Genomic DNA, 16,039 nt, shown 5'->3' on the forward strand with positions numbered 1-16,039 from the left:
GGGCCGGCAGCGTCGTCAGCGCTGCTGCGCGGATGCTGGCCACGGGCTGCCAGTCAGCGGCGCCCGCCCAGGGCGTGGCCAGGGCCAGGGCGATGGCATAGAGAAATGTGACCCGGCGCATGGCGCCTCCTGTCGAGGGGATCTGGCCCAGCTGCGTGCAAGGCGCGTGCCAGAGGATCGGGATCGGGATCGGTAGAGTCGACTGTTAGTCGACTATCGCGCAGTCGACTAACAGTCGACTCTACAAATGCGGTGCGGGACACATGAGCGTCACGCCACCCTCAAGTTCCGGAGCTGCCGCGCCGATACAGCAGCCATGTCCCATGACCTGCTCAACCGGATCGACCAGCGGACCCGACTGGCCGGCCACAACCGCCTGGCGCTGCTGCTGTTCCGTCTCGGCGGACGTCAGCTTTTTGGCGTCAATGTCTTCAAGGTGCAGGAAGTCCTGCGCCGCCCGGAGCTGTTCCAGGTGCCCGGTCTGCCCAGCCAGTTCTCCGGCGTGGCCGACGTGCGGGGCCGCTCGGTGCCGGTGCTGGACCTGGGCCTGGCGATCGGACACCCCGAGCGTGAGCCCGATGCGGACACCTCGCCCGGCTACCTGGTCGTCACTGAATTCAACCGCTCGATCCAGGGCTTCCTGGTCAGTGGCGTGGAGCGCATCGTCAACATCGCGGTGGAAGACATCCACCCGCCGCCGGAGCTGGGCGCTGAATCGAGCTACCTGACCGCCGTGACCCGCTTCCAGGGCGAGCTGATCCAGGTGATCGACGTCGAAAGCGTGCTGGCCGACATTGCCCAGGTCCGCGGTGAAGCCGTGCTCGACCCGGCGATGGCGATGCCCTCCGATGGCCCGCAGCTGCAGGTGCTGGTGGTGGACGACTCGCGCGTGGCCCGCCAGCAGATCCGCAGCGTGCTTGACCAGCTGGGCGTGGGGGCGACCCTGCTGTCCGATGGCAAGCAGGCGCTGGACCACCTGCTGCAGATCCACGCCTCGGGCGAGAACCCGGCCGAACGCTACGCGATGGTGATCTCGGACATCGAGATGCCGGCCATGGACGGCTATACGCTGACGACGGAAATCCGGCGGCACCCGGGCCTGGCCGGCCTGTACGTGCTGCTGCACACCTCGCTGTCGGGCGTATTCAACAATGCGATGGTCGAGCGCGTGGGCGCCAACGCCTTCGTCGCCAAGTACTCGCCGCACGAGCTGGCCGACTTCGTGCTGGACCGCCTGCGCAAGGTCGCACTGGCGGCCTGACGGCCCGCCGATCCGGTAGTGCCGGCCGCTGGCCGGCAACCGCAGGCACATCTCAGAGCCGGCCAGCGGCCGGCACTCCCCTCCCCTGTTTGGCACACCGCTTGCAGCTTCCCGGGCAACGTTCCCGTGGGAGTGCACCGTGCGCAACCTGATTACCGACTACCTGGGCGTCCATGCCCAGGCCATGCCGTTGCGCGAACAGCGGATGAAGCTGATCGCCAGCAACCTCGGCAATGCCGACACGCCCGGCTACAAGGCCCAGGACCTGGACTTCGACGCCGCCCTGCGCCACGCCCAGGGGCAGGATGCCAATGGCCTGATGGCCACCACCCACGAGCAGCACTACGAAATCAGTAGTGGCCTGAATCCGTTCCAGATCGCGCGCGAAGGCGTGCAGCCCAGCCTGGACGGCAACACCGTCGATCCCGATGCCGAGCGCGCCGCCTATGGCCGCGCTGCGCTCGAGTACCGCGCCTCGCTCAGCTTCGTCGAGAGCAAGGTGCGTTCCATGCTGACCGCGATCACGGGGCAATAAGCCATGAGCAACCTGCCGATCTTCGACATCGCCGGCTCCGCGCTGCAGGCGCAGTCGGTGCGCATGAGCACCATCGCCTCCAACCTCTCCAACGCCGACACCGTCGCCGGTTCCGCCGACGCCGTGTACAAGCCGCTGGAGCCGATCTTCCAGGCCGTCACCAGCAAGAACGATCCGAACATCACGTCGGTGAAGGTGAAGGAGATCACCCAGAGCGAGGCGGCGCCGATCAAGCGCTACGAGCCCGGCCATCCGCTGGCCGACGCCGACGGCTACATCTACCAGCCCGATGTCGATCCGGTGGCGCAGATGGTCAACCTGATCTCGACCTCGCGCAATTACCAGGCCGGCGTGGAGATGTTGACCACGGCCAAGGAACTGGCGCTGGCCACCCTGACCATGGGCCGCTGAGGCCCGAAGTACCGGATACCGCCATGACCACCACCGTCAACAACCAGACCAACCAGGACGTCTACGCCGCGCTCGGCCTGAACGCTCCGAACAGCAACGCCACGAAAAAGAAGAACACGCTGGACCAGGCCGATTTCCTGCGGCTGATGACCGAACAGCTGCAGCACCAGGATCCGCTGAAGCCGATGGACAACACGCAGATGGTCGCGCAGATGGCGCAGATGTCGACCGTGCAGGGCATCACCGATCTGAACAAGACGGTGAAGGGCTTCCAGGAGTCGATGGCCAGCGACCAGGTGCTGCGTGGTGCGGCGCTGGTCGGCCACCAGGTGCTGGTGCCGTCGGAAAAGCTGGTGCTGGAGAAGGAAGGCAGTGTTGAAGGCACGGTCGCCGCACCCTCGGCCGGCATCATCACCGTGGACATCACCGATGCCAACGGCACCAAGGTCACCTCGCTGAGCGTGGAGGCCAAGGCTGCCGGCGAAACCGCCTTCAAGTGGGACGGCAAGGACGCCAACGGCAAGCGCATGGAACCCGGCAAGTACAGCGTGGTGGCCAACCACGTCGACACCGCCGGCAAGAGCACCAAGCTGTCCACCTACGTGCAGGCCCCGGTGGAAAGCGTGACCGTCGGTTCCGACGGCCTGTACCTGAATCTCAAGGGCCTGGGCACGGCCCCGATCGACTACGTGCTCCGCGTCAGCTGAGCCGCACATCCCGCACTTACCAGGAGCATCCCATGGGCTTCAATGTCTCGCTGTCCGGCATCAATGCCGCCAACTCCGACCTGAGCGTCACTGCCAACAACGTCGCCAACGTCAACACCACCGGATTCAAGGAGTCGCGCGCCGAATTCGCCGACCTGTTCTCGGCCACCGGCTACGGCCTGTCGAAGAACGCCGTGGGTTCGGGCGTGCGCGTCTCCAACGTTGCCCAGCAGTTCAAGCAGGGCCACAACGAACAGACCGGCCGCAGCCTGGACATGGCCATCTCCGGTGAGGGCTTCTTCACCATGAACATGAACGGCACCCGCGTGTATTCGCGCGCCGGCAATTTCCAGACCGATGCCTCCGGCTTCGTGGTCAATCCGCAGGGCGCGCGCCTGCAGGTGTTCGCACCGAATGCCGATGGCACCAACTTCGATTCCGGCCGCATCGTCGACCTGCAGCTGCTGACCACCGACAGCGCGCCCAAGCAGACCAGCGAAGTGAAGGTCGGCTTCACCCTGCCGGCCAACGCCAAGCCGCCGACCGTCGCCACCTTCGACCCGACCGACTCCAACACCTACAACCACTCCAGCGGCGGCATCACCGTGTACGACTCGCTGGGCGTGAGCCATATCCAGGTCTCGTACTTCGTCAAGGGGGCCAACCCCAATGAGTGGACCGTTCGCAATTACGTGGACGGCCAGCCGGCCGGCACGCCGACCCCGGTCACCTTCGACAACAGCGGCAAGCTCACCGCACCGACGGACGGCAAGGTCAGCCTCGGCACCTTCACCCCCAACACCGGCGCCGGCCAGTTGAACATGACGCTGGATATCACCGGCTCGACCCAGTACGGCGAGAAGTTCGCCCTGCGCAACACCCAGCAGGACGGCTATGCCGCCGGCAAGCTCAACGAGATCACCGTGTCGGAGACCGGCGTGGTCTACGCACGTTACTCCAACGGTGCCGACAAGCCGCTGGGCCAGGTCGCGCTGACCACCTTCAACAACCCGCAGGGGCTGGAGTCGAAGGGCAACAACCTGTGGGTGGATACCTTCAGCTCGGGCACGCCGCGTACCGGCATGCCGGACACCTCCAACCTCGGCAAGATCCAGGCCGGTTCGCTGGAAGCATCCACCGTCGACCTCACCGAGCAGCTGGTCAACATGATCACCGCGCAGCGCAACTTCCAGGCCAACGCGCAGATGATCACCACCCAGGACCAGATCACCCAGACCGTCATCAACATCCGTTGATGAGCTGCTGACCCTGCTACGGAACTCCCCGCATGGATAAAGCCCTTTACGTGGCGATGACCGGTGCCCGCGCCTCCCTGCAGGCGCAGGGTACGCTCAGCCACAACCTCGCCAACTCGGACACCCCCGGCTTCAAGGAAGCGCTGGCCAACACCGAAGCCTTCCCGATCCGCGGCCCGGGCTTTGCCTCGCGGGTGGATGCGCTGCACGTCGACGCCGGCTTCAACCGCCGGCCCGGCGCGCAGCACATCACCGGCAAGCCGCTGGACCTTGCGCTGCAGACCGGCACCTGGCTGGCCGTGCAGTCCAGCGATGGCAGCGAAGCCTACACGCGCGGCGCCGCGCTGTCGGTCACGCCGAACGGCCAGCTGGTGACCTCCAGCGGCCGCCCGGTGCTGGATGACAACAACAATCCGATCGCCATCCCGCCCTACCAGGCGATGGAGATCGGCGCCGACGGCACGATCTCGATCATCCCGCAAGGCGAAGGCCCGCAGACCATGGCCCAGGTCGGCCGGATCAAGGTGGTGGAGGCACCGGACGAGCGCCTCGAGCGCGGTCTCGATGGCCTGTTCCGCAACACCGACCCACAACAGCCGTTCGCACCCGCGCAGGGCACCGCCGTGCACAGCGGCCAGCTGGAAGGCAGCAACGTCGATGCCGCCGGCGCACTGGTGCAGATGATCCAGCTGCAGCGCCAGTACGAAATGCAGGTGCAGGTGATCAAGCACGGCGACGACAACGCGCGCAGCGCCAACAGCCTGCTGCGACTGGGCAGCTGACGGAATTCCGGCGCCGCCCGTGCGCGGCGCTGGCACACCGCTTGCAGACCCGCTACCAAGGGCCGCATCGCGCGGCCGGTTCCACCAGACAGGACACCGAAGATGAACCAGGCATTGTGGATCGCGAAAACCGGACTGGATGCGCAGCAGATGCGCATGTCGGTGGTTTCCAACAACCTCGCCAACACCAACACCACCGGCTTCAAGCAGGACCGTGCCAGTTTCGAAGACCTGCTGTACCAGCAGGTGCGCCAGCCCGGCGGTTCCTCGTCGGCGCAGACGCAGCTGCCGACCGGCCTGCAGCTGGGTACCGGCGTGCGCGTGGTGGCCACCGCCAAGAACTTCGAACAGGGTGGCCAGCAGCAGACCGGCCGCGCCCTGGACGTGATGGTCAACGGCCGCGGTTTCTTCGAGGTGCAGATGCCCGACGGCAGCTCGGCCTACACCCGTGATGGATCGTTCAAGATCAACCAGGACAGCGAGCTGGTCACCAACAGCGGCTATCCGGTGCAGCCGGGCATCCAGATTCCCGAAGGCGCGCAGTCGGTGACCATCGGTACCGACGGCACCATCAGCGTGAAGATGGCCGACGGCGCCGCCTCGGTGGAAGTGGGCGCGTTGACCCTGACCGACTTCGTCAATCCGGCCGGCCTGCAGGCCCGCGGCGAGAACCTGTTCCTGGAGACCACCGCCTCCGGCCCGGCACAGAACGGCAACCCTGGCCTCAACGGCCTCGGCACCGTGGTGCAGGGCGCGCTGGAAGGCAGCAACGTCAACGTGGTGGAAGAGCTGGTGTCGATGATCGAAACCCAGCGCGCCTACGAAATGAACGCCAAGGCGATCTCCACCACCGATTCGATGCTCGGCTATCTCAACAACAAGCTCTGACCGGCCCAACCGGGAAACCGCCATGTCGCCCATTTCCACCTTCGCCCGCACTGCCCTCGCCTGCGCCGTGGCCGCCCTGCTCGGTGGCTGCGTGATCGCCGGCGACGTGCGCCCCTACGCGGCGATGGCGCCGATCCAGCCGATCATGCCGCCGCAGGCCGCGCCGACCGCCGGTGCGATCTACGCTGCCGGCCCGACCCTGCAGCTGTATTCGGACCGTCGCGCACGCGATGTCGGCGACCTGCTGACCATCACCCTGCTGGAAAACACCACCGCGCAGACCAGTGCCAACACCGCCACCAACAAGGAGTCGAACCTCAACCTGGGGACGCCCTCGATCCTCGGTGCGCCGGTCACGCTGGGCGGCAAGGACATCCTCAGCGCGTCGGCCACCGGCAAGCGTGATTTCACCGGCAAGGGCAACAGCGCGCAGAGCAACCGGCTGCAGGGCAGCGTCACGGTCACCGTGGTGCAGCGCCTGCCCAACGGCAATCTGGTCGTGCAGGGGCAGAAGAACCTGCGGCTGAACCAGGGCGACGAACTGGTGCAGGTGCAGGGCATCGTGCGCCCCGGTGACATCAGCCAGGACAACACCATTCCGTCCAGCCGCGTGGCCGAAGCCCGCATCGTCTACGGCGGACGCGGCCCGGTCGCGCAGTCCAACGCGATGGGCTGGTTGAGCCGCTTCTTCAACTCCGGCCTGACGCCGTTCTGAGTATGGCCATGAAAGCTCTCTTCTCTTCCACGTGGCAGCGACGCATCGCGTCGCTCTACGGATCATTCTTCCTTCTGCTGGCAATGGCTGCGCCGGCCAGCGCCGAGCGCATCAAGGACCTGGCCCAGGTCGGCGGCGTGCGCGGCAATGCGCTGGTGGGTTATGGACTGGTGGTGGGCCTGGATGGCAGCGGTGACCGCACCAGCCAGGCACCGTTCACCGTGCAGAGCCTGAAGAACCTGCTCGGCGAGCTCGGCGTCAACGTGCCGCCGAACGTCAACCCGCAGCTGAAGAACGTGGCGGCGGTGGCGATCCATGCCGAACTGCCGCCGTTCGCCAAGCCGGGCCAGCCGATCGACATCACCGTGTCCTCGATCGGCAATGCGGTGTCGCTGCGTGGCGGCTCGCTGCTGATGGCTCCGCTGCGCGGTGCCGATGGCCAGATCTACGCGATCGCCCAGGGCAACCTGATCGTCGGCGGCTTCGGTGCGCAGGGCAAGGACGGTTCCCGCGTCTCGGTGAACGTGCCCAGCGTCGGCCGCATTCCCAACGGCGCCACCGTTGAACGTGCCCTGCCCGATCCGCTCGCCAATGGCGGCGACATCACCCTGAACCTGCACAACAACGATTTCACCACCGTCTCGCGCATGGTCGCTGCACTCAACAACGCCTTCGGCGAGGGCGCGGCGCGTGCCGTCGATGGTGTGACCGTGGCGGTCACCGCACCCACCGATCCCGGCGCGCGCATCGGCCTGCTGGCACGCATCGAGAACCTGGAGCTGACCCCGGGCAGCGCGCCGGCCAAGGTGGTGGTCAATTCGCGCACCGGCACCGTGGTCATCGGCCAGCAGGTACGGGTCGGCCCGGCCGCGATCTCGCATGGTTCGCTGACCGTGACGATCCAGGAAAACACCAACGTCAGCCAGCCCAACGCCCTGTCCGGCGGCCGCACCGTGGCCAGCCCACAGTCGACCATCACCGCCACCAACGACGGCAGCCGCATGTTCAAGTTCAGCGGCGGCACCACCCTGGACGAAATCGTGCACGCGGTGAACGCCGTGGGCGCGGCGCCGGGCGATCTCATCGCGATCCTGGAAGCCCTGAAGCAGGCCGGCGCACTGAGTGCCGAGCTCGAGGTGATCTGACATGCGCATCAATCCCGCATTCGATCTGCACCCGGCGCAACAGAACGACCCGGCCAAGATCGACAAGGTCGCGCGCCAGCTGGAAGGCCAGTTCGCGCAGATGCTGGTCAAGAGCATGCGTGACGCCAGCTTCGGCGATTCGCTGTTCCCCGGCGAGAACAAGATGTTCCGCGACATGTACGACCAGAAGATTGCCGAGGCGATGACACGCGGCAAGGGCCTGGGCCTGTCGGGCATGATCAGCCGCCAGCTGTCCGGCCAGGCCGCCGACGGCCCGGCGCTGGATACCCGCGTGGACCCGGCCAAGGCCAGCCGCGCCTACCAGCTGAACGCACCGGCCAGGCCGGCACCGTCGCTGCCATTGGAGGACGGCAGCCAGACCGTGCGCCTGCTGCAGCAGATGGCGGCCGGCGCACAGTCGGGCGCACAGGCCGCGGTGGCACCGATGGAGCAGGCACTGGACCTGATTGCCGGCCGCGAGAGCAGCAGCATGCACCGCTCGCTCGGCACCGACGATCCCTACATCGGCAGCCTGAAGGGCGATGACTGGGCGGCCGGCAACGACCAGTGGGCGGCGACCGCCAGCAATCGCGGCACCGCGATCAGCCCGGCCGATGCCCTGGCCACCCGTACGGCCGTGGCGCAGCTGGGCGAGCACACCCCGGAGGGCTTCGTTGCCAGCATCTGGCAGCACGCACAAAGCGCGGCCAAGGAGCTTGGCGTGGATGCCCGTGCCCTGGTCGCCCAGGCCGCGCTGGAGACCGGCTGGGGCAAGCGCCACATCAAGCATGCCGACGGCAGCACCTCGCACAACCTGTTCGGCATCAAGGCCAATGGCTGGAACGGCCAGCGTGCCGTGGCCGGTACCCATGAATATGTCGATGGCGTGCGCCGCAACGAGACCGCCAGCTTCCGCGCCTACAGCTCGCCGGCCGAGAGCTTCGCCGACTACGTGCGCCTGTTGAAGACCAGCCCGCGCTACCAGCAGGCGCTGCAGGCCGGCACCGACGTGCAGGGCTTCGCGCGCGGCCTGCAGCGTGCCGGCTATGCCACCGACCCACGCTACGCCGCCAAGATCGCCGCGATCGCCGGCGGCCCGACCATCGAGCGCGCCGTCAGCGCCGTGGCCGACGCCGGCACGCGCCTTGGCCAGACCTTCGCCAGCACCGCAACCGCGGCGCTGGGTATCACTCGTCGTTGAGGAACCCCATGTCCAGCGTACTTTCCACCGGTACCGGTGCCCTGCTCGCCTTCCAGCGTGCGTTGGCGACCACCAGCCACAACGTGGCCAACCTCAATACCCCGGGTTACAGCCGGCAGAAGGTCAACTTCGCCACCGCTGATCCGCAGAACTACGGCTATGGCACGGTCGGCAACGGCACCCGCATCACCGACATCCGCCGCACCGCCGACCAGCTGGCGATCTCGCGCCTGCTCGACAGCAGCGGCGAGCTGGCACGCCTGAAGCAGCTTTCCGGCATGGCCGACCGGGTCAACTCGCTGTTCTCGGAAGGCGCGACCAACATCGCCGGCGTCTGGTCGAACTTCTTCGACTCGGTCAGCGGCCTGTCCTCCAATGCCTCCGGCACCGCCGACCGGCAGAACATGCTCGACGGCGGCAAGGCCCTGGCCAATCGCTTCGTGCAGCTCAACACGCACCTGAACAACCTCAATGGCGAGGTCAACAACGGCCTGCTGGCCGGTGCCACCGAGGTCAACCGCCTGGCGCAGGAGATCGCGCAGATCAACGGCGCCATCGGCACCAACATCGCCAACGCCGCGCCGGACCTGCTTGATCGCCGCGACCAGCTGATCACCCAGCTGATCGGCTACACCGGCGGTACGGCGGTGATCCAGGACGGCGGCATCATGAATGTCTACACCGCCGGCGGCAACGCATTGGTGGTGGGCACCACGGCGACCAAGGTCACCACCGTGGCCGACCCCTACCAGCCCGAGCGCCTGCAGCTGGCGCTGGAGACCCAGGGCAACACGATCCGGCTTGACGCAAAGGCCGTCGGTGGCCAGATCGGCGGCCTGCTGGAGTTCCGCGACACGGTGCTGACCCCGGCCCAGGCCGAACTGGGCAAGCTGGCCGTCGGCCTGGCCGAGACCTTCAACCAGACCCATCACCAGGGTGTGGACATGTATGGCCAGCTGGGCGGTGATTTCTTCAACATCGGCAATCCGCGCGTCACCGCCAACAATGCCAACACCGGCACGGCCAGCCTCAGCGCCACCTATGGCGACCTGGGCAAGCTGGACGCGCAGAACGTGGTGCTGCAGTTCGATGGCACCCAGTGGAAGGCCAGCCGCGCCGACACCGGCGCCAACGTGCCGCTGACCGGTACCGGCACCGCCACCGATCCGCTGGTGATCAATGGCGTCAAGCTGGTGGTCGGCGGTACCCCGGCTGCCAATGATCGATTCCTGCTGCAGCCCACCGCAGGCGTGGCCGGCAGCATGGAAGTGGCGATCACCGATCCCTCGCGCATCGCCGCCGCGGCGGCGGTGAAGGGTGCTGCCGCCACGTCCAACACCGGCACCGGCAAGCTGAGCGGGGTCACCGTCAGCGATTCGACCAATGCCAACCTGCGCAATCCGGCCGCGATCGTGTTCACCTCGGCCACCACCTACACCATCGATGGTGGCCCGCCGCAGACCTACACCCCGGGCCAGACCATCAGCGCCAATGGCTGGAGCTTCGTGCTGGACGGTGCGCCGAAGGTCGGCGACACCTTCAACATCACCCCGACCCCGGCCGGCTCGTCGGACAACAGCAATGCCTCCCGGCTGGCCAAGGTGGAGAGTGCCAAGGCGTTCAACAGCGGCACGGTCACTCTGAACGGTGCACTGGGCGGGCTGACCACCCAGGTCGGTGCCGCGGCCCGCTCGGCCGAGTACTCGCTGGAAGCGCAGCTGGTGATCAACGACAAGGCGCAGGAAGCGCGCGATGAAGTGTCCGGCGTCAACCTGGACGAGGAAGCGGCCGACATGCTGCGCCTGCAGCAGGCCTATCAGGCCGCCTCGCAGCTGATTTCCACCGCCGACAGCATGTTCCAGACCATCCTGGGAGCCGTCCGCCGATGAGCAGCCGCATCTCCACCAGCATGATGTTCAACCAGTCCGTGTCGCTGATGATGGCCAAGCAGGCCAAGCTCAGCCACCTGGAGCAGCAGATCGCCACCGGCAGCAAGATCGTCAGCGCCAAGGACGATCCGGTTGCCGCCGGTGCCGCAGTCGGTCTTGACCGCAGCCTGGCCGCGCTTGACCGCATGAAGCTCAATGCCGGCAACGTGCAGAACCGGCTGGGCGTGCAGGAAAACACCCTGGCCCAGGTCAACGACCTGATGGCGCGCGTCAATGATCTGACCATCCAGGCCAGCAATCCGGCGCTGAGTGCGCCGGACAAGAAGACCCTGATCACCGAGCTGAACCAGATCCGCGATGGCCTGCTGTCGCTGGCCAACGCCGACGATGGTACCGGCCGCTATGTGTTCGGCGGCACCAACGACGGTGACCCGCCGTTTGCCAAGATCAACGGCAAGGTGGTCTACCGCGGCGACCAGACCCAGCGCCAGATCGAGGTCGGCCCGGATACCTACGTGCGCGATGCGCTGCCCGGCAGCGAGATCTTCATGCGCATCCCCACCGGCGATGGCTTTGTCGATGGCGGCGCGGCGGCTGGCAACACCGGCAACGGCGTGCTGACCAACATCACCCGCGACGGCAGTGACAGCTGGAACGGACAGTCCTTCAGCATCCGCTTCACCGCTGCCGACCAGTACCAGGTGCTGGATGGCGCGGGCAATGTCACCGGTACCGGCACCTACAAGGCCGGTGACAACGTGGAAGTGAACGGGGTGCGGTTGCAGATCACCGGTGCGCCCGCTGCGGGTGACAGCTTCAACGTCACGCCTGCGAGCAGCCGCGACATCTTCGACACCATGGACAAGCTGATCGCCGCGCTGGATGCCGACACCGGTACCACCGCGAAGATGTCCGCGCAGCAGAACGAACTGCAGAGTGCCCTGCGCGACGTGGCACGCGCCTCCGAACGCATGATCGATTCGCGTGCCGCAGGCGGCGCACAGCTGAAGGCATTGGACAACGCCGCGGACATGCGCGAGGCCAACGGCGTGACCCTGAAGACCACGCTGTCGCAGATGCGTGATCTGGACTATGCCGATGCATTGAGCCAGTACCAGCTGCAGAGCACCGCGCTGCAGGCGGCACAGACGATCTTCTCGCAGATGCAGTCGATGTCGTTGTTCAACAAGATCCGCTGACGCTTCCCTCGGGTCACCCCTGAAAGGCCGCGATGCCCTGCATCGCGGCCTTTTTCGTTTCTGCGCCGGGCACCACGCCCGCTGCGGCGGAATGCCCGTGATTACCCATCAAGGCCGGCGCTGGCCCGCCGATACCTTCATCAGCGCTGGTCGGGCCTGCCCCGACCGCCCCTTTCCGGGATCGCCTTCATGCCCTTCCAGGGCTGAAAAGCCCGGGAAAAACAGCCTCCAGCACCGAATCACGGCTCCAGCGGAATTCACGGCTAAAGGTTGTTGACAAAGCGCCGTTATTCATTTGGCAACAGCGAAGCACACAGCCACACAAAAAAACCGGCGGCGCTTCGTTTCATTCACCAACGGGTTCCATATAAGAGGAGACGACCCCATGGCACAGGTAATCAACACCAATACGATGTCGCTCAACGCTCAGCGCAACCTGAGCACCAGCGGCAGCTCGCTCGCTACCACCATCCAGCGCCTCTCGTCCGGCCTGCGCATCAACAGCGCGAAGGACGACGCGGCCGGCCTGGCCATCAGCGAGCGCTTCACCACCCAGATCCGTGGTCTGGACGTGGCCATCCGCAACGCCAACGACGGTATCTCGCTGGCCCAGGTCGCCGAGGGTTCGCTGAGCGAAGTCGGCAACAACCTGCAGCGCATCCGCGAACTGGCGGTGCAGTCCTCCAACGCCACCAACTCGGCCAGCGACCGCAAGGCCCTGCAGGCCGAAGTAACCCAGCTGGTCTCGGAAGTGGACCGCGTCGCCAAGCAGGCCGATTTCAACGGCACCAAGCTGCTGGACGGCTCTTTCACCAGCCAGCTGTTCCAGGTCGGTGCCAACGCCGGCCAGGCCATCGCCATCAACAGCGTGGTCAACGCCAAGGCCGATTCGCTGGGCGCCGCCTCCTTCGCCAACGGCTACACCGGCACCGCGCTGGCGACCGACAAGGCCACCGCCGACACCACCTACTCCGGCCTGCAGATCTCGGTCACCCCGCCGGGCGGCACCGCCACCACGATCACCGTCAACGACTTCACCGTGAAGGCGGGCGAGTCGATCACTTCGGCCACCTCCGCCGCGATCAACAACAAGCTGGGCGAAACCGGCGTCATGGCCTCGGTCAATGCCGGCGTGATCAGCCTGGCTTCGGTCAAGGACGGCCAGACCTTCACCCTGGGCGTCAGCGCCGCCACCCCGCCGACCGGCGCCACCGCCGCGACGATCGCCGGCCTCGGCCTGACCGAGACCAGCACCAATGGCGGCACGCTCACCGGCACCTCGGCCAGCTTCGTCAAGGACCTGAACGTCACCACGGCCGAAGGCGCGCAGAAGGCGCTGTCGATCGTCGACAAGGCCCTGGAATCGGTCAACAGCGTCCGCGCCGACCTCGGCGCGATCCAGAACCGCTTCACCTCGGTGGTAGCCAACCTGCAGACCTCCTCGGAGAACCTGTCGGCCTCGCGCAGCCGTATCCGCGATACCGACTTCGCCAAGGAAACCGCCGAGCTGACCCGCACCCAGATCCTGCAGCAGGCCGGTACGGCCATGCTGGCCCAGGCCAACCAGGTACCGCAGAACGTGCTCAGCCTGTTGCAGCGCTGACATGAGCCGCCCCCGGGGCACGTCGGGGGCGTCTAACCCAACTCACGTGCAACCGCTCAAGGACCTCTCCTCATGGCACAAGTCATCAACACCAATACGATGTCGTTGAATGCTCAGCGTAACCTGAGCACCAGCGGCAGCTCGCTGGCCACCACCATCCAGCGCCTGTCCTCCGGTTCGCGCATCAACAGCGCCAAGGACGACGCCGCCGGTCTGGCGATCTCCGAGCGCTTCGGCACTCAGATCCGCGGCACCGACGTCGCCATCCGCAATGCCAACGACGGTATCTCGCTGGCCCAGGTCGCCGAAGGTTCGCTGACCGAAATCGGCAACAACCTGCAGCGCGTCCGCGAGCTGTCGGTGCAGGCGTCCAACGCCACCAACTCGGCCAGCGACCGCAAGGCGCTGCAGGCCGAAGTGACCCAGCTGGTCTCGGAAATCGACCGCGTCGCCAAGCAGTCGGACTTCAACGGCACCAAGCTGCTGGACGGCACGTTCTCCAGCCAGCTGTTCCAGGTCGGCGCCAATGCCGGCCAGGCCATCGCCATCGACAAGACCATCGATGCCAAGGCCAACGCCCTGGGTGGTGCACAGTTCTCCAGCGGTACCGCAACCGCAATCACCGGTACCGCTGACACTGACACCGCAGTGGGTGCGTTCACCATCACCGACAGCAAGGGCACCGTCTTCAACTTCGGCGCCATGACGGTCAAGAGCGTCGGTGACGCTGCCGCCAACACCGCTGCAAACGGCAAGGCCGTCGTTGCCGCCATCAATGCGAAAATCGGCGAAACCGGCGTGCTGGCCGAAACCGATGCCGCCGGCGCACTGACCCTGACCTCGGTCAAGGACAGCGTGAACAACGCGGGCGCTTTCACTGCCATCGGCAGCTCGCTGGCCGGCTTCGCCGCAGCAACCCCGGTCCCGGGCAAGCAGTTCGCCGACAAGATCGACGTGTCCACCGTGAAGGGCGCGCAGCAGGCGATGGAAGTGGTCGACAAGGCCCTGGGCGCGATCAACAGCACCCGTGCCGACCTCGGTGCGATCCAGAACCGCTTCACCTCGGTGGTGGCCAACCTGCAGACCTCGTCGGAAAACCTGTCGGCGTCGCGCAGCCGCATCAAGGACACCGACTTCGCCAAGGAAACCGCCGAGCTGACCCGCACCCAGATCCTGCAGCAGGCCGGTACGGCCATGCTGGCCCAGGCCAACCAGGTGCCGCAGGGCGTGCTCAGCCTGCTGCAGCGCTGACATGAGCCGCCCCCGGGGCACGTCGGGGGCGTCTAACCCAACTCACGTGCAACCGCTCAAGGACCTCTCCCCATGGCACAAGTCATCAACACCAACACCATGTCCCTGAATGCTCAGCGCAACCTGAGCACCAGTGGCAGCTCGCTGGCCACCACCATCCAGCGCCTGTCCTCCGGTTCGCGCATCAACAGCGCCAAGGACGACGCCGCCGGCCTGGCGATCTCCGAGCGCTTCGGCACCCAGATCCGCGGTACCGACGTTGCCATCCGCAATGCCAACGACGGCATCTCGCTGGCCCAGGTCGCCGAAGGTTCGCTGACCGAAATCGGCAACAACCTGCAGCGCGTCCGCGAGCTGTCGGTGCAGGCGTCCAACGCCACCAACTCGGCCAGCGACCGCAAGGCGCTGCAGGCCGAAGTGACCCAGCTGGTCTCGGAAATCGACCGCGTCGCCAAGCAGTCGGACTTCAACGGCACCAAGCTGCTGGACGGCTCGTTCTCCAGCCAGCTGTTCCAGGTTGGCGCCAACGCTGGCCAGTCGATCGCCATCGACAAGACCATCGATGCAAAGACCAATGCCCTGGGCGGCGCACAGTTCGTCACCGGCACGATTGCCGCCACGGTCGTCACCCCCGACGCGGACGGCAAGGTCAGCGTCGCGGCATTCAGCCTGGGCAGCGCACAGGGTACCGTCAAGTTCGACAAGCTGGACCTGACCGAGACCACCGCTGCCAAGGCCGGCCAGGCACTGGCTACCCACATCAACGCAAAGATCGGTGAAACCGGTGTCCTCGCAGAGGCCAACGCAACTACCGGCGAGATCACCTTGACCTCGGTCAAGGACAGCGTCGACAAGACCGGTGCACTGGTGCAGCTGTCGGGTACCGACATCGCCGTCACTGGCAACGCGACGGTTCCTTCCAAGCAGTTCGCCGACAAGATCGACGTGTCCACCGTGAAGGGTGCACAGCAGGCAATGGAAGTGGTCGACAAGGCCCTGGGCGCGATCAACAGCACCCGCGCCGACCTCGGTGCGATCCAGAACCGCTTCACCTCGGTCGTGGCCAACCTGCAGACCTCGTCGGAAAACCTGTCGGCGTCGCGCAGCCGCATCAAGGACACCGACTTCGCCAAGGAAACCGCCGAGCTGACCCGCACCCAGATCCTGCAGCAGGCCGGTACGGCCATGCTGGCCCA

At 66.4% G+C, this 16,039-nt stretch carries 15 protein-coding genes and 1 pseudogene; 15 read left to right on the top strand and 1 reads right to left on the bottom strand.

What is annotated here, in order from left to right; translation table 11 throughout:
* Positions 1–121 (bottom strand): annotated as a pseudogene (gene flgA, locus O0J73_RS16430) (flagellar basal body P-ring formation protein FlgA); the annotation flags it as partial.
* A 195-nt stretch (positions 122–316) separates the two neighbouring features.
* Between flgA and O0J73_RS16435 the strand changes: the two are divergent.
* The 15 genes from O0J73_RS16435 to O0J73_RS16505 form a co-directional block, all read left to right on the top strand.
* Positions 317–1,261, top strand: coding sequence for a chemotaxis protein (locus tag O0J73_RS16435; RefSeq protein WP_008267639.1), 945 nt, complete (start codon positions 317–319; stop codon positions 1,259–1,261).
* A 139-nt stretch (positions 1,262–1,400) separates the two neighbouring features.
* Positions 1,401–1,796 carry a flagellar basal body rod protein FlgB gene (flgB, locus tag O0J73_RS16440; RefSeq protein WP_005409576.1) on the top strand — a complete coding sequence of 132 codons (396 nt, stop codon included), beginning with the start codon at positions 1,401–1,403 and terminating at the stop codon, positions 1,794–1,796.
* A gap of 3 nt (positions 1,797–1,799) precedes the next feature.
* Entirely contained in the window at positions 1,800–2,207 is a 408-nt protein-coding gene (gene flgC, locus O0J73_RS16445) for a flagellar basal body rod protein FlgC (RefSeq protein ID WP_005416461.1), read from the top strand.
* Between the two features lie 23 nt (positions 2,208–2,230).
* On the top strand, positions 2,231–2,914 hold the full coding sequence (locus O0J73_RS16450) for a flagellar hook capping FlgD N-terminal domain-containing protein (protein WP_308309157.1): 684 nt from the start codon (positions 2,231–2,233) through the stop codon (positions 2,912–2,914).
* Positions 2,915–2,946: 32 nt separating this feature from the next.
* Positions 2,947–4,170, top strand: a complete 1,224-nt coding sequence (gene flgE / locus O0J73_RS16455; protein ID WP_006443953.1) for a flagellar hook protein FlgE — start codon at positions 2,947–2,949, stop codon at positions 4,168–4,170.
* Between the two features lie 32 nt (positions 4,171–4,202).
* Positions 4,203–4,952 carry a flagellar basal body rod protein FlgF gene (locus tag O0J73_RS16460; RefSeq protein ID WP_308309158.1) on the top strand — a complete coding sequence of 250 codons (750 nt, stop codon included), beginning with the start codon at positions 4,203–4,205 and terminating at the stop codon, positions 4,950–4,952.
* Between the two features lie 102 nt (positions 4,953–5,054).
* The gene (gene flgG, locus O0J73_RS16465) at positions 5,055–5,840 is read left to right on the top strand and encodes a flagellar basal-body rod protein FlgG (RefSeq protein ID WP_005409571.1); all 786 of its coding nucleotides are present in this window, start codon (positions 5,055–5,057) and stop codon (positions 5,838–5,840) included.
* A 22-nt stretch (positions 5,841–5,862) separates the two neighbouring features.
* Entirely contained in the window at positions 5,863–6,555 is a 693-nt protein-coding gene (gene flgH / locus O0J73_RS16470; protein WP_008266280.1) for a flagellar basal body L-ring protein FlgH, read from the top strand.
* Between the two features lie 2 nt (positions 6,556–6,557).
* A complete protein-coding gene (locus O0J73_RS16475; protein WP_006443848.1) occupies positions 6,558–7,700 on the top strand; it encodes a flagellar basal body P-ring protein FlgI in 1,143 nt (380 codons plus the stop codon).
* 1 nt (position 7,701) lies between these two features.
* Positions 7,702–8,901 (top strand): flagellar assembly peptidoglycan hydrolase FlgJ, encoded by a 1,200-nt coding sequence (gene flgJ, locus O0J73_RS16480; protein WP_308309159.1) that lies wholly within the window; start codon positions 7,702–7,704, stop codon positions 8,899–8,901.
* A gap of 8 nt (positions 8,902–8,909) precedes the next feature.
* Positions 8,910–10,790 (top strand): flagellar hook-associated protein FlgK, encoded by a 1,881-nt coding sequence (gene flgK / locus O0J73_RS16485; RefSeq protein ID WP_006443844.1) that lies wholly within the window; start codon positions 8,910–8,912, stop codon positions 10,788–10,790.
* On the top strand, positions 10,787–11,989 hold the full coding sequence (flgL, locus tag O0J73_RS16490) for a flagellar hook-associated protein FlgL (RefSeq protein WP_197564917.1): 1,203 nt from the start codon (positions 10,787–10,789) through the stop codon (positions 11,987–11,989). Before flgK ends, flgL begins: the two co-directional genes overlap by 4 nt.
* A 385-nt stretch (positions 11,990–12,374) precedes the next feature.
* A complete protein-coding gene (locus O0J73_RS16495; RefSeq protein WP_053449679.1) occupies positions 12,375–13,592 on the top strand; it encodes a flagellin in 1,218 nt (405 codons plus the stop codon).
* A gap of 72 nt (positions 13,593–13,664) precedes the next feature.
* On the top strand, positions 13,665–14,843 hold the full coding sequence (locus O0J73_RS16500) for a flagellin (RefSeq protein ID WP_308309160.1): 1,179 nt from the start codon (positions 13,665–13,667) through the stop codon (positions 14,841–14,843).
* Between the two features lie 72 nt (positions 14,844–14,915).
* Positions 14,916–16,039: flagellin (locus tag O0J73_RS16505; RefSeq protein WP_308309162.1), on the top strand; the 1,124-nt coding region annotated here is incomplete at its 3' end.

Origin of the sequence: Stenotrophomonas sp. Sm6012 (genome assembly GCF_030985895.1) — a bacterium.
GTDB lineage: Bacteria > Pseudomonadota > Gammaproteobacteria > Xanthomonadales > Xanthomonadaceae > Stenotrophomonas > Stenotrophomonas forensis.